This window comes from Buttiauxella sp. WJP83 (assembly GCF_027594725.1).
GTDB lineage: Bacteria > Pseudomonadota > Gammaproteobacteria > Enterobacterales > Enterobacteriaceae > Buttiauxella > Buttiauxella selenatireducens.
The window spans coordinates 414,607-431,999 of record NZ_CP110080.1 but is presented as its reverse complement, the minus strand read 5'-3'; the positions used below and the strand labels follow the sequence as shown (position 1 = coordinate 431,999).

Annotated in this window: 18 protein-coding genes; 13 read left to right on the top strand and 5 right to left on the bottom strand. The window is 48.9% G+C overall.

Going from position 1 to position 17,393, the window contains the following annotated elements; all coding sequences use genetic code 11:
• Positions 1-4 precede the first annotated feature (4 nt).
• The 4 genes from mreD to csrD all read right to left on the bottom strand — a co-directional run bounded on the left by mreD (position 5) and on the right by csrD (position 4,875).
• On the bottom strand, positions 5-493 hold the full coding sequence (mreD, locus tag OH773_RS02070) for a rod shape-determining protein MreD (protein ID WP_183270843.1): 489 nt from the start codon (positions 491-493) through the stop codon (positions 5-7).
• Positions 493-1,515: a rod shape-determining protein MreC gene (gene mreC / locus OH773_RS02065; protein ID WP_183270844.1), complete on the bottom strand. Its 1,023-nt coding sequence runs from the start codon at positions 1,513-1,515 to the stop codon at positions 493-495. Before mreC ends, mreD begins: the two co-directional genes overlap by 1 nt.
• A 67-nt stretch (positions 1,516-1,582) precedes the next feature.
• A complete protein-coding gene (gene mreB, locus OH773_RS02060; protein ID WP_000913396.1) occupies positions 1,583-2,626 on the bottom strand; it encodes a rod shape-determining protein MreB in 1,044 nt (347 codons plus the stop codon).
• 308 nt (positions 2,627-2,934) lie between these two features.
• Positions 2,935-4,875, bottom strand: a complete 1,941-nt coding sequence (gene csrD, locus OH773_RS02055) for an RNase E specificity factor CsrD (RefSeq protein ID WP_270142582.1) — start codon at positions 4,873-4,875, stop codon at positions 2,935-2,937.
• Between the two features lie 266 nt (positions 4,876-5,141).
• Between csrD and msrP the strand changes: the two genes are divergently transcribed.
• The 10 genes from msrP (at position 5,142) to fis (ending at position 13,666) form a co-directional block, all read left to right on the top strand.
• Entirely contained in the window at positions 5,142-6,146 is a 1,005-nt protein-coding gene (gene msrP, locus OH773_RS02050) for a protein-methionine-sulfoxide reductase catalytic subunit MsrP (protein WP_270142581.1), read from the top strand.
• A gap of 1 nt (position 6,147) precedes the next feature.
• A complete protein-coding gene (msrQ, locus tag OH773_RS02045; RefSeq protein ID WP_270142580.1) occupies positions 6,148-6,747 on the top strand; it encodes a protein-methionine-sulfoxide reductase heme-binding subunit MsrQ in 600 nt (199 codons plus the stop codon).
• Positions 6,748-6,979: 232 nt separating this feature from the next.
• Positions 6,980-7,432: a type II 3-dehydroquinate dehydratase gene (aroQ, locus tag OH773_RS02040; protein WP_034459855.1), complete on the top strand. Its 453-nt coding sequence runs from the start codon at positions 6,980-6,982 to the stop codon at positions 7,430-7,432.
• A 21-nt stretch (positions 7,433-7,453) separates the two neighbouring features.
• Complete coding sequence (accB, locus tag OH773_RS02035; protein WP_183270848.1) at positions 7,454-7,927, top strand: acetyl-CoA carboxylase biotin carboxyl carrier protein; 474 nt, start codon at positions 7,454-7,456, stop codon at positions 7,925-7,927.
• Between the two features lie 10 nt (positions 7,928-7,937).
• Positions 7,938-9,284, top strand: coding sequence for an acetyl-CoA carboxylase biotin carboxylase subunit (accC, locus tag OH773_RS02030; protein ID WP_270142579.1), 1,347 nt, complete (start codon positions 7,938-7,940; stop codon positions 9,282-9,284).
• A 113-nt stretch (positions 9,285-9,397) separates the two neighbouring features.
• Positions 9,398-9,640 (top strand): YhdT family protein, encoded by a 243-nt coding sequence (locus OH773_RS02025; RefSeq protein WP_270142578.1) that lies wholly within the window; start codon positions 9,398-9,400, stop codon positions 9,638-9,640.
• Positions 9,630-11,084, top strand: coding sequence for a sodium/pantothenate symporter (gene panF, locus OH773_RS02020; protein WP_270142576.1), 1,455 nt, complete (start codon positions 9,630-9,632; stop codon positions 11,082-11,084). The genes OH773_RS02025 and panF overlap by 11 nt, the downstream gene beginning before the upstream one ends.
• Positions 11,085-11,095: 11 nt before the next feature.
• Positions 11,096-11,977: a 50S ribosomal protein L11 methyltransferase gene (gene prmA, locus OH773_RS02015; protein ID WP_183270852.1), complete on the top strand. Its 882-nt coding sequence runs from the start codon at positions 11,096-11,098 to the stop codon at positions 11,975-11,977.
• A gap of 401 nt (positions 11,978-12,378) precedes the next feature.
• A complete protein-coding gene (gene dusB / locus OH773_RS02010) occupies positions 12,379-13,344 on the top strand; it encodes a tRNA dihydrouridine synthase DusB (RefSeq protein WP_034498926.1) in 966 nt (321 codons plus the stop codon).
• 25 nt (positions 13,345-13,369) lie between these two features.
• A complete protein-coding gene (fis, locus tag OH773_RS02005) occupies positions 13,370-13,666 on the top strand; it encodes a DNA-binding transcriptional regulator Fis (protein ID WP_000462905.1) in 297 nt (98 codons plus the stop codon).
• A gap of 120 nt (positions 13,667-13,786) precedes the next feature.
• On the opposite strand, the gene OH773_RS02000 is transcribed toward fis, so the two are convergent.
• Complete coding sequence (locus OH773_RS02000; RefSeq protein ID WP_270145643.1) at positions 13,787-14,110, bottom strand: DUF1889 family protein; 324 nt, start codon at positions 14,108-14,110, stop codon at positions 13,787-13,789.
• A 379-nt stretch (positions 14,111-14,489) separates the two neighbouring features.
• Here OH773_RS02000 and OH773_RS01995 point away from each other — a divergent pair, with 379 nt between their 5' ends.
• The 3 genes from OH773_RS01995 (at position 14,490) to OH773_RS01985 (ending at position 17,384) form a co-directional block, all read left to right on the top strand.
• Entirely contained in the window at positions 14,490-14,711 is a 222-nt protein-coding gene (locus tag OH773_RS01995) for a hypothetical protein (RefSeq protein ID WP_034459881.1), read from the top strand.
• Between the two features lie 394 nt (positions 14,712-15,105).
• On the top strand, positions 15,106-16,131 hold the full coding sequence (locus OH773_RS01990; protein WP_270142567.1) for an amino acid ABC transporter substrate-binding protein: 1,026 nt from the start codon (positions 15,106-15,108) through the stop codon (positions 16,129-16,131).
• Positions 16,132-16,202: 71 nt separating this feature from the next.
• Entirely contained in the window at positions 16,203-17,384 is a 1,182-nt protein-coding gene (locus OH773_RS01985) for an amino acid ABC transporter permease (RefSeq protein ID WP_270142565.1), read from the top strand.
• Positions 17,385-17,393 lie beyond the last annotated feature (9 nt).

The following is a 17,393-nucleotide window of genomic DNA, read 5'->3' as shown; positions in this document are numbered from 1 at the left end:
AATCCTATTGCACAGCAAATTGTTGGCGAATTTTACGCATCAACAAGAATATCCATGGCCACAGTACACCATTGACCACACTGCTCCAGAAAATTTCTGGGCGGAAAGAGACATTGATAACTAAAAATTCAGACCAGAAAACAATGACATCTGTCATCAATGACAAAAGCATGACCACTAAAGCCTGTTGCCAAAGCGCAAGATTACGGAATAGCTGGTACTTCAGCGCCACCAGATAAGCAACGATGCTCAAAGATAACGCCCGTACGCCAAGGGTTGAACCGCTGATCAAATCCAGTATGGCACCCACGATAAAACCTGTGCCGACATTTACGCGGTGTGGCAGAGCCAGTATCCAGTAAAGCAGGATCAGTAATACCCAGTCAGGACGATAGACTTTTAAATCGTCAGGCCAGGGCATTACTTGTAACAGCAAGGCGACGAGGAAAGAAAGCCAGATGACCCAACGGCCCTGGCTGCGGTAACTTCCCACTACTGCCCTCCCAGGCTTGCAGGTGCAGGAGAAGCGGTGTTCCCTGCGGGGGCCGGAGTCGTAATACCCGTCGCCGGAGGTGGAACGGGAGCTGGCGGCCCAATAGCATCAGCTGCCGGTAAAACCTGCGGCATCATTTGCATCAGGCGTTCATTCGCCACGCGATGAACTTCCTCAGGCGGCATTGGGGTTTTCCCTTCACGATCCGCACCCCACAACAGCAGCAAATAACGCAGACGTTGTAAGCCAGCAGTCGGACGAGCCTGAATAACGGTGTATGCGCGCTGAGTATCAAGTTTCACGGAAGAAACAACACCCACTGGATATCCTTCCGGGAAGCGCCCACCTAAACCAGATGTCACCAACACATCACCGACACGAATGTCAGTATTTGCCGGTAAATGTTCCAGTTGCAGATCGTCGGTACAACCGTTGCCCGCCGCAATAATACGAATATCATTGCGCAGCACCTGAATCGGCAGCGCATGGGTCGCATCACAGATAAGCAACACGCGGCTAGTGAGTTTCGCCACCGCGACAACTTGACCTACGACACCTTTATCACTGATGACCGGTTGGCCTTCATAGACCCCGTTCACACTCCCCTTATCAATAACCACCTGGTCACTGTAAGGATCGTTAACGGTTGAGATAACCTGAGTCACCATTTTTTGCTCGTCTTGACGCAACGGTGAACCCAGTAATTCGCGCAGACGTGCGTTTTCCTGACGGTATTGACCCATCATCAGAAGTTCGCTGTTTTTCAGGATCAGTTCCTGACGCAGTGCACGATTTTCGAGTTCTAGCTGGTCGCGTGATGCCAGTGTTTGCGAGACGCTGTCGAGCAATTCACGGGGACCATTTGAGACAAAATAGAAAGGACTGACGGCAGTATCCATATACGTTCGAATCTGACTGAACGTACCCAGACGGCTATCGGCAATAATGACACCAATCGCCACCAGCACCGCCAGAATAAGGCGAAACTGCAACGAGGGGCCACGGCTAAAAATTGGCTTCATAGGCTATGCGTATTCCAGGGCCATCAAGAAAAGGCAGTGATAGTCACTGCCTTTTACGTGTGGCTGATTACTCTTCGCTGAACAAGTCGCCGCCGTGCATGTCGATCATTTCCAGTGCCTTGCCACCGCCACGGGCTACGCAAGTCAATGGATCTTCTGCAACTACTACCGGAATGCCTGTTTCTTCCATCAGCAGACGGTCAAGGTTACGCAGCAATGCGCCACCGCCGGTCAGAACCATACCGCGTTCTGAAATATCGGAAGCCAATTCTGGCGGGCACTGTTCCAGCGCAACCATTACCGCACTGACAATACCCGTTAATGGTTCTTGCAGAGCTTCAAGGATTTCATTGGAGTTCAGCGTAAAGCCACGCGGTACACCTTCAGCCAGGTTACGACCACGAACTTCGATTTCACGCACTTCATCGCCTGGGTATGCAGAACCGATTTCGTGTTTGATACGTTCGGCAGTTGCTTCACCAATCAGTGAACCGTAGTTACGACGCACATAATTAATGATGGCTTCATCGAAGCGGTCCCCGCCAATACGGACGGAAGAAGAATAAACAACGCCGTTCAAAGAGATAACAGCAACTTCGGTAGTACCACCACCGATATCCACAACCATAGAACCGGTTGCTTCAGAAACTGGCAGACCAGCGCCGATAGCCGCAGCCATTGGCTCTTCAATCAGGAACACTTCACGAGCACCTGCACCTTGCGCAGACTCACGAATCGCACGACGTTCAACCTGAGTTGCGCCAACCGGCACACAAACCAGTACGCGCGGACTTGGACGCATAAAGCTGTTGCTATGAACTTGTTTGATGAAGTGTTGCAGCATTTTTTCGGTCACGAAGAAATCGGCGATAACGCCATCTTTCATTGGACGGATAGCTGCGATGTTGCCGGGGGTACGACCCAGCATCTGTTTAGCATCGTGGCCTACGGCCGCAACGCTTTTAGGTGAACCGGCACGATCCTGGCGAATAGCCACGACAGATGGCTCATTCAGTACGATGCCTTGTCCTTTCACATAAATCAGGGTATTCGCGGTACCCAGGTCAATGGACAGGTCATTGGAAAACATGCCACGAAATTTTTTCAACATACTAAGGGATAATCCTGAAAGCTGGGGCGGAAACAAAATCCGCTTACTTTACCAACCACTCATTGCAGCGACAAGGCGCAAAAATGTTCTGCAATGGTGAAAAATTGTGCAGTTTACTACGACTATTACACTTTCGACACGTTTATCCTCGAACTGCCGAGGAAACAAACAAACGCTGTAGGTTAAACGAACAGTGCAAGGAAGCAAACCGGGTTCATTTCATGCTTCAACAATCTGGTCAGCAGGCGTATTGGCCCCCTTGAGATGCAGCGCGCGTTATTCTACGTGAAATATTTATAAACGGCAGGTTAAACCGAGTATCTTTGCGAATATTTTTTCACGTTGCTGTCTAGTGGTTGAGAGGCCGCAAAAAAATCCCCCTGAGCACCCGCCACGCCTTTCTCCACCAGTGTCTGCCATTCACTTCGAGTTCTGACTCCGACCGCAAAAACTTGCGTCTGAGTCCCGTTACACGCCTCAACCAGACTCTGAACAAATAGCTGATTTTCAGTTCGTTTCTCGATGTTATGCACAAGCCCTGGATGCAGCTTTATAAGCTCTACATCCAGCTCTTTAATATAAGAGGCGCTGACTACGGTCAAACCCGCCTGGGAGACAGCAACACGAGCCCCCAAAGCTTTAATCAAGCGAATCACAGGCTGCAAACGGCTGATGTGTTGACAAACATCTGCCTCTGCAAGTTCAAAAAGAATGCGTCGTCGAAGCGATTTTTCTGACTGCATCAATGCATCACGCAGCCAACGCTGGAACGGAGCACGAATCAGTGATTCTACTGACACCTGAATAGCCAGCGTTTCTTCGGGCCAGAAACTGGCTAACGGTAACAATCGGGCGATGGTCTGTCGGTCATATTGCTCTGATAAACCAAACTGTTTCACCATCGGCAAATATTCTGCCGCCAGCACTTCTTGCTCGCCGTCGAAAATTCGACACATTATTTCACGATGATGCACGTAGCCATCGCGCATCACCGCCGGTTTTTGGTAAAAACGCGGGCCACCACGCTGTAGCACTTGCTCAATAAGCGTACGCCATTTCACATTGCCACGCCCTTTTTCCGGCAAACTATCGTCATAAACCGACCAACTGTTTGCCCCTTGCAAAGACGCATTACGCGTTGCGACTTCCGCATTCTCCATGACCTGCTCTTTGGTTTGCCCGCTGCGCCATGCACAAATACCGATATGCATCATGTCATTACGATCGAGCATCCGCGTTGGAGGCAAAGTATCGACGGCTTTCAGTAGCTGGCTGGCAATACTGTCGGCTTCTTTTAATGTGCGATGCGGTAACAACACCGCAAAATCACTGCGGAAATAACGAGCCAGCAAAGCGCCCGGATACCGCATCACAAATGTCGATAACATATTAATAATGGTAAACAAATACTCTTCTACCGCATTCCTGCCCCATGTTTCATGCAAGGTATCAAAATCCGGTAGGCGGATAATCATCACCACGCCATGGGCACCGACTTGCTCTTGTTCATCAAGCAAAGTCGCCAGTTGGTTATCGAAGAACAGGCGATTATTCAGGCCTGTTTTTGCATCTTGCGCCGCAAAAGCACGAATTAAGGTATCCATTCTGCTGCGTTGATCGCTGGCGTTTTGCAGATCAGAAAGCAATAAATCCAAAGCGCTGCTGGCTTGCGGGGGCCATTCCAGGACCGAACCGCGTACTTCAACACCTCTTTCACCATTCAGGATTCGTCGTGCCCTGCTTTCCAGTAACTCCTGTCCAACGAGTTGCTTTTTCATCCAACGGATAGCAAAAAACAGCACAATAAGCATGAAGCCAACCGTGAACGAAAGTGGAACTGTTGTGAAAAGTGAGTTGTAGTAATTTGCCACCGGATCGCGATAGGTGAGCGTGAGGAACATTCCCGGATGCTTCATTAATTCAACGGTCACGGAGCGTAAACCGTAGCTATTACCCAGTAAGCGATAGGTTTGACTCAGTTGCTGCTGATAAACCGTCTTATCGCCGACTTTGAAATCCACCGCAGTGATATCAATAGGAACCATGACTTCATTGAGGCGTTTAATCAGAGCTTCTGGGGAATTTGAAACCAAATCGTTATCAATAATGGTGGCAACCGCAACCACACGCTGATGAACTTTAAAATGCATCGCATTAAAGAAGCTTAATGAACAACCCACCAGCGTCACAAAAATAGCGAGGCCAGTCAGCAATGTCATAAAAGCAGAAAGTTTCGTCGTTAATCGCATCCTTGAGTTAACTCCGTTTGGTGAAGATAGACCAGCCTGACTTGATGCGGCATTACATAGCAAAAGAGCTATTCAGGCAAACACGCTGAACAGATTCTTATCCTTTGTTGCAAAGGATGCGTATATCCATCCGTCGAGCTTCAAGTATAGCCTTCAGCCAGTAACTCAGATTCTGGGCAGGTCTAACTTTCAATTTTTTGTGACATATTCGCAGGGTTAAGCGTTCTCCGTCATGCTTAGCCTATAAAGTCACGCAGGAGAAAAAGATGAAGAAGATCACTCGCTTTACCGAAGCAGATGTCACACCAGAATCGGTCTTTATGCTCAAACGCCGCCAGGTGCTGAAAGCGCTGGGTATCAGTGCGGCTGCTCTCTCGCTTCCTCAAACCGCGCATGCCGATATTCTTTCCTGGTTTAAAGGGAACGACAGGCCACCTGCACCATCGGGAAAACCCCTGCAATTTAGCCAACCTGAACAATGGCAGGCGAAACTCGCCATGACGCCGGAAGATAAAGTGACTGGCTACAATAACTTTTACGAATTTGGTCTGGATAAAGCCGACCCAGCAGCCAATGCAGGGAGCTTAAAAACCGATCCCTGGAAAGTCACCATTAGCGGTGAAGTGGCAAAACCACAAACACTCGACCTCGACGATCTTTATAAGAAATTCCCACTGGAACAACGTATCTATCGCATGCGTTGTGTAGAAGCCTGGTCAATGGTTGTGCCGTGGATTGGCTTCCCACTCAGTAAACTGCTGGCGCTGGTCGAACCCACCAGCAAGGCGAAATATGTCGCATTCGAAACGCTTTATGATCCAGAGCAGATGCCAGGACAGAAAGATCGTTTCATAGGCGGCGGATTGCAGTATCCCTACGTCGAAGGGTTGCGCCTTGATGAAGCGATGCATCCTCTGACACTCCTTACCGTCGGCGTTTACGGAAAAGCGTTGCCACCTCAAAATGGCGCTCCGATACGACTCACCGTGCCATGGAAGTACGGATTTAAAGGGATAAAGTCGATTGTCAGTATCAAACTGGTTAGCGAGTTGCCGCCCACCACCTGGAATATGGCCGCACCCAATGAATACGGGTTTTATGCCAACGTAAATCCAAATGTTGACCACCCGCGCTGGTCACAGGCCAGTGAAAGATTCATTGGTTCAGGCGGCGTATTGGATGTAAAACGCCAGCCAACGCTGCTGTTTAATGGTTATGCCGACCAGGTTGGTTCGCTCTATCGCGGTTTGAATCTTAAGGAGAATTTCTAACGTGAGATTAACAGCAAAGCAGGTCACACTGTTGAAAGTGGTGCTACATCTCGCAGCCTTCTTGCCTTTTGTCTGGTTATTTTATGCCGCAAATCAGGGGCTTTTAAGTGCTGATCCGGCAAAAGATATCCAGCATTTTACCGGCAGGATGGCACTTAAGCTCCTGCTGGCGACCCTGTTAGTCACACCTTTGGCGCGGTACGGGAAGCAACCGCTGTTAATTCGAACCCGTCGGTTGTTGGGATTATGGTGCTTTGCGTGGGCAACACTCCATTTAGTCAGCTACGCCATGTTGGAATTGGGAATCAACAATCTGGCACTGCTTGGTCGGGAGTTGGTCACACGCCCATATTTAACTTTAGGAATTATCAGTTGGTTGGTGCTGTTATCATTGGCGGCTACATCGACGCAATCATTACAACGAAAATTGGGTCCACGCTGGCAAAAACTGCATAATTTCGTCTATCTTGTCGCCATCCTTGCCCCGATTCATTATCTATGGTCAGTAAAGGTTATCTCACCGCAACCCTTGCTGTATGCGCTGGGTGCAATCATCCTGCTAGCCTTGCGCTACAAGAAATTTCGCCAATGGCGACGTTAACGAAAGATATGTGTTGTTCTCCGCAGAAAAGTGATCAACCTTACCCCGTTCAGGGATATCAGTTGATCATCTTCCCTGATAAGACCAGTATTTAGCTGCCAATTGCTACGAAATCGTTATAATGTGCGACTTTGGTTTTTCTGACAGGCCATTTTCTGGCTCTGAAGGTGACAACCGAGCAACTTAGGTATATTTTGTAAAATACCTACAAATTGCAGGAGATGGCAGCACGATGTCGGCTAATTTTCACATTTTGCTTTTGAACGGCCCGAATCTTAACATGCTGGGTACACGCGAGCCTGAGAAGTACGGCACGCTGACTTTAGCCCAAATTGTTAACTCGCTCGAAGAAGAAGCAAAAACGCTAAATGTCTCGTTCAGCCACCTGCAATCAAATGCGGAATATGAATTGATCGACCGTATTCATCAGGCTAAAGACACTGTTGATTTTATTCTGATTAATCCGGCCGCGTTTACTCATACGAGCGTTGCACTGCGTGATGCCTTATTAGCGGTAGATATTCCGTTTATCGAGATACATCTGAGCAATGTGCATGCGCGTGAGCCGTTCCGCCATCATTCATATCTTTCTGATAAAGCGGTTGGTGTCATCTGCGGATTAGGCGCTGACGGCTATTCATATGCACTACAGACGGCGGTAAAACGCTTGTCAAAATCCATCTAAACAAGAGTACGGAACCCACTCATGGATATTCGTAAGATAAAAAAACTGATCGAGCTGGTTGAAGAATCAGGCATTTCTGAACTGGAAATTTCTGAGGGCGAAGAATCTGTACGCATCAGCCGCGCACCGGCAAACACCGGTTTCCCAATGATGCAACAGGCTTATGCCGCTCCAATGTACCAGCCACAGCCGCAGCCCGGTCTGTCTAACGTTGTTGCACCTGCCGCTCCGGCAGAAGCACCAGCGGCTGCTGAAATCAGTGGTCACATCGTGCGTTCCCCAATGGTCGGTACTTTCTACCGCACCCCAAGCCCGGATGCTAAAGCATTTATTGAAGTTGGTCAGAAAGTTAACGTTGGCGACACTCTGTGCATCGTTGAAGCGATGAAAATGATGAACCAGATCGAAGCTGACAAAGCCGGTGTGGTAAAAGCCATCCTGGTTGAAAATGGCCAACCGGTTGAATTTGACGAGCCGCTGGTCGTCATCGAGTAACGAGGCGATTATGCTGGATAAAATTGTCATCGCTAACCGTGGCGAGATTGCTCTGCGTATTCTTCGTGCCTGTAAAGAACTGGGCATCAAGACTGTCGCTGTGCACTCCACTGCGGATCGCGATTTAAAACACGTATTGCTGGCGGATGAAACCGTTTGTATCGGTCCGGCTCCGTCAGTAAAAAGCTATCTGAATATCCCGGCAATCATTTCTGCGGCAGAAATTACTGGTGCAGTTGCGATTCACCCGGGTTATGGCTTCTTGTCTGAAAACGCTAACTTTGCTGAGCAAGTTGAACGTTCAGGCTTCATCTTCATTGGTCCGCGTGCTGAAACTATCCGTCTGATGGGCGATAAGGTTTCTGCGATCAACGCGATGAAGAAAGCTGGCGTACCTTGCGTACCAGGTTCTGACGGCCCGTTAGATGGCGATATGGATAAAAACCGTGCCCATGCTAAACGCATCGGCTACCCGGTCATTATCAAAGCGTCTGGCGGCGGCGGCGGTCGTGGTATGCGTGTCGTGCGTAGCGATGCCGATCTGGAACAATCCATTAATATGACCCGTGCGGAAGCAAAAGCTGCTTTCAACAACGACATGGTCTATATGGAAAAGTACCTGGAAAACCCACGCCATATCGAGATCCAGGTATTGGCCGACGGCCAGGGCAAAGCGATTTATCTGGCAGAACGCGACTGCTCCATGCAGCGTCGTCACCAGAAAGTTGTTGAAGAAGCGCCAGCACCGGGCATCACGCCAGAGCTGCGTAAATTCATCGGCGAGCGCTGTGCCAAAGCCTGTGTTGATATCAACTATCGCGGTGCGGGTACTTTCGAGTTCCTGTTCGAAAACGGCGAGTTCTACTTCATCGAGATGAACACCCGTATTCAGGTTGAGCACCCGGTAACAGAAATGATCACCGGCGTTGACCTGATTAAAGAACAGCTGCGTATTGCTGCTGGTCAGCCTCTGTCCATCAAGCAAGAAGACGTTCATGTTAACGGCCATGCGGTAGAATGCCGTATCAACGCCGAAGACCCGAATACCTTCCTGCCAAGCCCAGGCAAAATCACGCGCTTCCATGCGCCTGGTGGTTTTGGTGTGCGTTGGGAATCACACATTTACGCCGGCTACACTGTACCGCCGTATTATGATTCCATGATCGGCAAACTGATTTGCTACGGCGAAACCCGCGAAGTTGCGATTTCTCGTATGAAAAATGCGCTGGCTGAGCTAATTATCGATGGCATCAAAACCAACGTTGATTTGCAGACTCGTATCATGAACGATGAAAACTTCCAGCACGGTGGAACTAACATCCACTATCTGGAGAAAAAACTGGGTCTTCAGGACTAAGTTTTCTCACGTAACATCGCTAAAAGGCCGGTTATCCGGCCTTTTTCTTTTTTGATCCTCATCACGCCGCTATGCGTTACAATCGCCGCTTTCCGCCAACTCAAGGGACAATAATGGACGCGCGTTTTGTTCAGGCCCATAAAGAAGCCCGCTGGGCGCTTTGGCTAACCCTTCTCTATCTTGCAGCATGGTTAGTGGCTGCTTACTTACCGGGTAATGAAATTGGCCTGACAGGCCTGCCGCACTGGTTTGAAATGGCGTGCCTGCTGGTACCTTTGTTGTTCATTCTGCTGTGCTGGGCAATGGTGAAATTTATCTTCCGTGATATTCCTCTGGAGGATGATCATGCAGCTTGAAGTGATACTGCCACTGGTCGCTTATCTGGTGGTAGTTTTTGGCATTTCGATGTATGCCATGAAACGTCGTACTACAGGTAATTTCCTCAACGAGTATTTCCTGGGCAGCCGTTCTATGGGTGGATTCGTATTGGCGATGACACTCACTGCGACCTATATCAGCGCAAGTTCGTTTATTGGCGGGCCCGGTGCTGCCTATAAATATGGGCTCGGTTGGGTTCTGCTGGCGATGATTCAGCTACCTGCTGTGTGGCTATCTTTGGGTATTCTGGGCAAAAAGTTCGCCATACTTGCTCGCCGATACAATGCGGTGACGCTGAATGACATGTTGTACGCCCGTTATCAAAGCCGTCTGCTGGTTTGGCTGGCAAGTATTAGCTTGTTAGTCGCTTTTGTGGGTGCAATGACCGTGCAGTTCATCGGTGGAGCGCGCCTGCTGGAGACTGCGGCCGGTATTCCTTACGAAACAGGCTTATTGATTTTTGGCATCAGTATCGCCCTTTACACCGCTTTTGGTGGCTTCCGCGCCAGCGTGCTTAATGACGCGATGCAAGGAATGGTGATGCTGATTGGTACGATTTTGTTGTTAATTGGCATCGTTCATGCGGCGGGTGGATTGCACAGCGCGGTAGATAAGCTTCAGCATATCGACCCTAAACTTGTCTCTCCACAGGGTGCGGATAACATTCTTTCGCCGACATTTATGACCTCGTTCTGGGTGTTGGTCTGTTTTGGGGTGATTGGTTTGCCTCACACCGCAGTGCGCTGCATCTCTTACAAAGACAGCAAAGCCGTGCACCGTGGCATTATCCTCGGCACAATTGTGGTTGCCATTCTGATGTTTGGAATGCACCTTGCCGGAGCGTTAGGCCGCGCAGTGATACCTGATTTGAAAGTACCAGACCTGGTTATTCCAACGTTGATGGTCACGGTGTTACCCCCGTTCGCTGCGGGGATCTTCCTTGCTGCGCCGATGGCGGCAATTATGTCGACAATTAATGCCCAATTGCTGCAATCATCCGCTACGATCGTCAAAGATCTTTATCTGAACATGCGCCCGGAACAGATCCACAACGAAAGGCGTCTGAAAAGAATGTCATCGGTGATCACGCTGATTTTGGGAGCGTTACTGCTGCTCGCCGCCTGGCGTCCACCAGAGATGATCATCTGGCTGAACTTGCTGGCGTTTGGCGGACTTGAAGCGGTATTCCTGTGGCCGCTGGTGCTGGGCCTGTATTGGGAACGAGCCAATGCTGCAGGTGCGCTGAGCGCGATGATTGTCGGTGGCGGGCTGTATGCCGTACTAGCAAGCTTCAATATCCAGATGCTTGGCTTCCACCCAATTGTGCCATCCTTATTACTAAGTTTGCTGGCGTTCCTTGTGGGCAACCGTTTCGGTCAGCCGCTGCCTGTTCCAGCACTCGTTTCAACTACTGATAAATAAAGAGTTTCGCTATGCCATGGATTCAACTGAAAATTAATACCTCTGGCGGCAACGCTGAAGAACTCGGCGATGCGCTGATTGAAAGCGGTGCGGTTTCCGTTACCTTTCAGGACACCCATGACACACCAGTATTCGAGCCATTACCTGGCGAAACCCGTTTATGGGGCGATACCGATGTGATTGGCCTGTACGACGCAGAAACAGACATGAAGGAAGTTGTGGCAATCCTCGAAAATTGTCCACTTCTGAGCGTGGGTTTCCCGCACAAAATCGAACAACTGGAAGACAAAGACTGGGAACGCGAGTGGATGGATAACTTCCACCCAATGCGTTTTGGTCAACGCCTGTGGATCTGTCCAAGCTGGCGTGACGTTCCAGATGCAACTGCGGTGAACGTGATGCTGGATCCGGGCCTTGCGTTTGGTACCGGTACTCACCCAACCACATCTTTGTGCCTGGAATGGCTTGATGGTCTGGATCTCGAGGGTAAAACGGTAATCGATTTCGGATGTGGCTCAGGCATTCTTGCCATTGCCGCTCTGAAACTGGGTGCGGCCAAAGCCATTGGCATTGATATCGATCCGCAAGCCATTCAGGCTAGCCGTGATAACGCAGAACGCAACGGTGTTTCTGAACGCCTGGAACTGTATTTACCTAAAGACCAGCCAGAAGCCATGAGCGCCGATGTCGTGGTCGCAAACATACTGGCAGGCCCTTTACGTGAGTTAGCACCGTTAATCAGCGTGCTGCCGGTCCAGGGCGGTTTTCTGGGGCTTTCTGGTGTATTGGCAAGCCAGGCGGAAGGTGTTTGTGAAGCATACCAGGATAAATTCACGCTCGACCCTGTTGCCGAAAAAGAAGAGTGGTGCCGCATCACCGGTTTCAAACGCTAATAAATGCACAACAGTAACGTGGTCTTTGGCCACGTTACTGAATCAGTTTCTCGCCAATCCTCATCCTCTTCAGATCAATTCATCACAGTGATATAACGCAACAAAATGAGATGCCGATCGCAGAAAAACACTGATTTTGGTGATTTAACCAGCACTTTATCGCGTGTCTATCGAGTTAATAATCATGAATTACTACTGATTATGGCGAAATTATAAAAGCGCACAAATCAACCAAATTCATGCAATACATTGAAATTAATGATTAATTTATTTTCCCCACTGCACGGGATGAGGATTCATTGATCTACGACAGCTGATTGTTCAAAGTTTGGCCTTTCATCTCAGGCCAAAAATGCGTAATATACGCCGCCTTGCAGGCAAGTATGGTCATTTCTTAACTCATGCGCATTGGACACCACCAGCTCAGAAATCGACTGATTGCAGCACCTATGGCTGGCATCACTGACAGACCATTCAGGACGCTGTGTTACGAGATGGGAGCCGGACTCACTGTTTCCGAGATGATGTCCTCTAACCCTGAAGTTTGGGCGAGTGATAAATCACGTTTACGTATGGTGCACGTGAATGAACCGGGTATTCGCACCGTGCAAATTGCCGGTAGTGATCCTGATGAGATGGCAGAGGCCGCACGCATTAACGTGGCTAATGGCGCCCAGATTATTGATATCAATATGGGATGTCCGGCGAAGAAAGTGAATCGTAAACTCGCAGGTTCCGCTCTGCTGCAATACCCAAGTCTGGTGAAGTCTATCCTGACAACGGTTATTAACGCAGTTGACGTACCTGTTACGTTGAAAATTCGCACTGGCTGGGATACGGCGCACCGTAACTGTGAAGAGATTGCCCAACTGGCTGAAGACTGTGGCATTCAGGCTCTGACAATTCATGGACGCACACGCGCCTGTTTATTTCAGGGAGACGCTGAATACGACAGCATTCGGGCAGTTAAGCAGAAAGTTTCCATTCCGGTAATCGCGAATGGTGACATTACTGACCCGCTTAAAGCCAGAGCCGTACTCGACTATACAGGGGCAGATGCTCTGATGATAGGACGTGCAGCTCAGGGAAGACCCTGGATCTTTCGGGAAATCCAGTATTATCTGGACACTGGAGAGCTGCTTCCTCCACTGCCTCTGGCAGAGGTGAAGCGCTTACTTTGCGGACACATTCGCGAACTTCATGACTTTTATGGTCATGCAAAGGGATACCGAATTGCTCGTAAACACGTCTCCTGGTACTTACAGGAACACGCTCCAAATGACCAGTTTCGGCGCACATTCAACGCCATTGAGGATGCAAGCGAACAGCTTGAGGCGTTGGAGGCATACTTCGAAAATCTTGCGTAATTAGAAATAAAGAGCTGACAGAACTATGTTCGAACAACGCGTAAATTCTGACGTACTAACCGTTTCAACCGTTAACTCACAGGATCAGGTTACCCAAAAACCTCTGCGTGACTCCGTGAAACAAGCACTGAAGAACTATTTTGCTCAACTGAATGGTCAGGATGTTAATGATCTGTATGAGCTGGTATTGGCTGAAGTAGAGCAGCCATTGTTGGACATGGTGATGCAATACACCCGTGGCAACCAAACCCGCGCTGCCCTGATGATGGGTATCAACCGTGGCACGCTGCGTAAGAAATTGAAAAAATACGGCATGAACTGATACTAGTCAGTTAACTTGTTGTTTAAAAAGGCGCTACTCGGCATGGGGAAGCGCCTTTTTTAACGAATGGGCTACACATACTCATACATCAGCAAACCAATCCCATTCATTATCATCGCTTCACACGAGTGCCCGGAGTTCTTCTTGCATGTATGCAGAAAAGTACTCAGGATTTTTAATAACAACACGGTCACCAGACTGAATTTTATCAGCCCATCCGGCCACTTTTTTCGTGAATCCGGTATCCCATCCATCCTGAATACCTCGTGCAGTAACATCGGCTGCGCTAGCCGGTACACCTAATTCATTTAAATACTTCAGCATCCCCTTAGCGGTACTTTCATCCATGGGGTGCGGCGTAGAAGCTGATGTGTTCATACCACCAATGAAATCCAATGCTTTATCAATTACTGCTGGCATATTCTTATCCTTAAAATTAACCATGTAATAATCAAGACTATAATATGCCCCGAGATCAACCGTAATATCAAAGAGATCATTATCTTTTTTTCTACCAGCACAGCTTTCGAGATGAAGTCTTTCTGCTCCATTGGCATAGCTGCGCGCCTTGCTGAATGAGGAAGCGCCCTTTTTAATGTCGGAAAAAATAGTTAACTTCATTTTCTCTCCACATTTTTTTGCCCGTCTGCACTTTTCTCCACTTTGTTTACACAGCACATGAATTGCAATTATTCCCGACTCCTCGCAAGGCTAATCACGGTGATAAAATCATCACATTCACACCGAACCAGGTTTTTAGATAACTTTGTGGCCATAGCGCACAAGTCATCCCTGGACGGGGTTTGCGTTAACGAGGTTCCATATGAAAAAGCTCATTGCCGCTGCGTTGCTTTCTACGCTTCTGGCGGGTTGTGCAACCAACTCACCTTGTGTACCGGTCTATGACGACCAGGGACGTTTGGTGCACACCAATACCTGTATGAAAGGGACGACGCAAGATAACTGGGAAACGGCGGGGGCTATCGCCGGTGGTGCCGCAGCGATTGCCGGATTAACGCTGGGTATTGTGGCCTTAACTAAATAAGCCAAAGCATATTTTTGAAAAGCGCGCCCTGATGATGGCGCGCTTTTTTTTGGACTATCCTAAACAGAAGCCGTGATTACTCTCACAATCCATTCTTCATACTACTCACGCTAATGTTACCCCCTGAAATTACTTCTTTTTCATATGATCAAAAACTGAAACTTTTTTGCGCTGAAATGTGGCGTAGGTTTCAGTTTTGCACTGTTACAGGGCGCTGAGAGCCATTTTTACTGTCTACACTCTGCTTACTGCGTCGAGCGGTACACGCAAACCCTCGCTCGCAATCCTGGCACTCCCTTTGCTTTATCCAGACTGGCAGATGCCACAGACAGGACAAATGGCGCCATCCGGACGCCAACACTTATAACGATAATTTCGCCACACAGGATGCATTATGAAAAAGACATTGATATCCACTCTGGTCGCAGCCGGTGCATTATTCGCGGTTGTTAATCAGGCCCATGCTGGTTCCACGTTTGAAGCGGTAAAAAAGAAAGGCTTTGTGCAGTGCGGAATCAGTGACGGCTTGCCTGGTTTTTCTTATGCCGATGCAAACGGTAAATTTACCGGTATTGATGTGGACGTTTGCCGTGGTGTTGCAGCTGCGGTATTTGGCGATGCCTCAAAAGTGAAATACACCCCACTGACGGCAAAAGAGCGTTTCACCGCTCTGCAATCCGGTGAAGTAGACATTTTATCGCGTAATACCACCTGGACTTCCTCCCGTGATGCGGGCATGGGTATGTCGTTTACTGGTGTCACTTATTACGACGGTATCGGCTTCCTGACCCACAACAAAGCGGATTTGAAAAGCGCGAAGGAACTGGATGGCGCAACGGTTTGTATTCAGGCAGGCACGGACACAGAACTCAACGTTGCCGACTATTTCAAAGCCAATAACATGAAATACACCCCAGTGACTTTCGACCGTTCTGATGAGTCAGCTAAAGCGCTGGAATCCGGTCGCTGCGATACCCTGGCTTCCGATCAGTCGCAACTCTACGCTCTGCGCATAAAACTGAGCAATCCTGGTGAGTGGATTGTTCTCCCTGAAGTTATTTCAAAAGAACCTTTAGGCCCCGTTGTCCGTCGTGGTGATGAAGACTGGTTCTCCATCGTGCGCTGGACGCTGTTCGCTATGCTGAACGCAGAAGAGATGGGTGTTGATTCTAAAAACGTTGACCAGATGGCCGCTAACCCAACAACGCCAGATATGGCACACCTGTTAGGTAAAGAAGGTGATTTTGGTAAGGACCTAAAACTCGACAACAAATGGGCATTCAACATCGTCAAACAAGTGGGTAACTACGCTGAAATTTTCGAGCACAACGTTGGCTCTGAAAGCCCGCTGAAAATTAAACGCGGACAAAACAACTTGTGGAATAAAGGCGGAATCCAGTACGCACCACCAGTTCGCTAAGCGATACGTCATAAATGGGCACTACAACAGTAGTGCCCAAAAGTTTGAGTTTATGTCACTGAGGTTCGCTTATGTCCCATCGCCGCCCAATCGTAAAAGGTGATATCTCCTTTTCTAACCCAGCGGTTCGTGCCTGGCTGTTTCAGATTATTGCTGTCGTCGCCGTTGTCGGCATCGCTATTTACCTGATACACAACACTGTCACTAACCTTAGCAATCGTGGTATTACCTCAGGTTTTGCATTTCTGGACCGTAGCGCTGGTTTCGGTATCGTTCAGCATCTTATTGATTATGAACAGGGTGATACCTATGGTCGCGTGTTCATTGTGGGTCTGCTCAATACCTTATTGGTTTCAGCGTTATGCATTTTGTTTGCGTCATTTATTGGCTTTTTCCTCGGGCTGGCTCGGCTTTCCGACAACTGGCTACTACGCAAGCTGTCTACTTTTTACATTGAGACATTCCGCAATATCCCGCCTTTATTGCAGATCTTCTTTTGGTATTTTGCCGTACTGCGTAACTTGCCAGGCCCTCGGCAGGCGGTCAGTGCATTCGATCTTCTTTACCTGAGTAACCGCGGGCTTTACATCCCATCACCACAGATTGGCGAGGGTGCGCTGGCATTTTTGGCCGCAATTATCGTGGCACTTATCGCATCAGCAGGTCTCTATCGTTACAACAAAATGCATCAGATAAAAACTGGGCAATTACGTCGTACCTGGCCGTATGCGCTGGGCCTATTGATATTATTGCCGATGCTTGCTCAGTGGATTTTCGGTTCTGCACTGCACTGGGATATTCCTGCGTTACGCGGTTTTAACTTCCGCGGAGGGATGGTTCTGATTCCTGAGCTGGCGGCATTAACCCTGGCGTTATCGGTTTATACCTCGGCTTTCATTGCTGAAATCATCCGTGCAGGTATTCAGTCCGTGCCTTACGGTCAACACGAAGCGGCACGTTCGTTAGGGATACCGAACCCGGTAACATTGCGCCAGGTCATCATTCCGCAGGCAATGCGCGTGATCATTCCACCGCTCACTAGCCAGTATCTCAATATCGTTAAGAACTCATCGCTGGCAGCTGCTATTGGCTACCCGGATATGGTTTCACTTTTTGCAGGTACAGTCCTCAATCAGACAGGGCAAGCGATTGAAACGATTGCCATAACGATGTCGGTATATCTGCTTATCAGCCTGACTATTTCGTTATTGATGAATATCTATAATCGGCGAATTGCCCTGATAGAGCGCTAAGGAATTACG

What these genes read in the sequence shown, in the direction of transcription:
- mreC (WP_183270844.1), bottom strand. Translation starts at nt 1,515, where the DNA reads ATGAAGCCAATTTTTAGCCGTGGCCCCTCGTTGCAGTTTCGCCTTATT.
- mreB (WP_000913396.1), bottom strand. Translation starts at nt 2,626, where the DNA reads ATGTTGAAAAAATTTCGTGGCATGTTTTCCAATGACCTGTCCATTGAC.
- csrD (WP_270142582.1), bottom strand. Translation starts at nt 4,875, where the DNA reads ATGCGATTAACGACGAAACTTTCTGCTTTTATGACATTGCTGACTGGC.
- msrP (WP_270142581.1), top strand. Translation starts at nt 5,142, where the DNA reads ATGAAGAAGATCACTCGCTTTACCGAAGCAGATGTCACACCAGAATCG.
- aroQ (WP_034459855.1), top strand. Translation starts at nt 6,980, where the DNA reads ATGTCGGCTAATTTTCACATTTTGCTTTTGAACGGCCCGAATCTTAAC.
- accB (WP_183270848.1), top strand. Translation starts at nt 7,454, where the DNA reads ATGGATATTCGTAAGATAAAAAAACTGATCGAGCTGGTTGAAGAATCA.
- accC (WP_270142579.1), top strand. Translation starts at nt 7,938, where the DNA reads ATGCTGGATAAAATTGTCATCGCTAACCGTGGCGAGATTGCTCTGCGT.
- OH773_RS02025 (WP_270142578.1), top strand. Translation starts at nt 9,398, where the DNA reads ATGGACGCGCGTTTTGTTCAGGCCCATAAAGAAGCCCGCTGGGCGCTT.
- panF (WP_270142576.1), top strand. Translation starts at nt 9,630, where the DNA reads ATGCAGCTTGAAGTGATACTGCCACTGGTCGCTTATCTGGTGGTAGTT.
- prmA (WP_183270852.1), top strand. Translation starts at nt 11,096, where the DNA reads ATGCCATGGATTCAACTGAAAATTAATACCTCTGGCGGCAACGCTGAA.
- dusB (WP_034498926.1), top strand. Translation starts at nt 12,379, where the DNA reads ATGCGCATTGGACACCACCAGCTCAGAAATCGACTGATTGCAGCACCT.
- fis (WP_000462905.1), top strand. Translation starts at nt 13,370, where the DNA reads ATGTTCGAACAACGCGTAAATTCTGACGTACTAACCGTTTCAACCGTT.
- OH773_RS02000 (WP_270145643.1), bottom strand. Translation starts at nt 14,110, where the DNA reads ATGGTTAATTTTAAGGATAAGAATATGCCAGCAGTAATTGATAAAGCA.
- OH773_RS01995 (WP_034459881.1), top strand. Translation starts at nt 14,490, where the DNA reads ATGAAAAAGCTCATTGCCGCTGCGTTGCTTTCTACGCTTCTGGCGGGT.
- OH773_RS01990 (WP_270142567.1), top strand. Translation starts at nt 15,106, where the DNA reads ATGAAAAAGACATTGATATCCACTCTGGTCGCAGCCGGTGCATTATTC.
- OH773_RS01985 (WP_270142565.1), top strand. Translation starts at nt 16,203, where the DNA reads ATGTCCCATCGCCGCCCAATCGTAAAAGGTGATATCTCCTTTTCTAAC.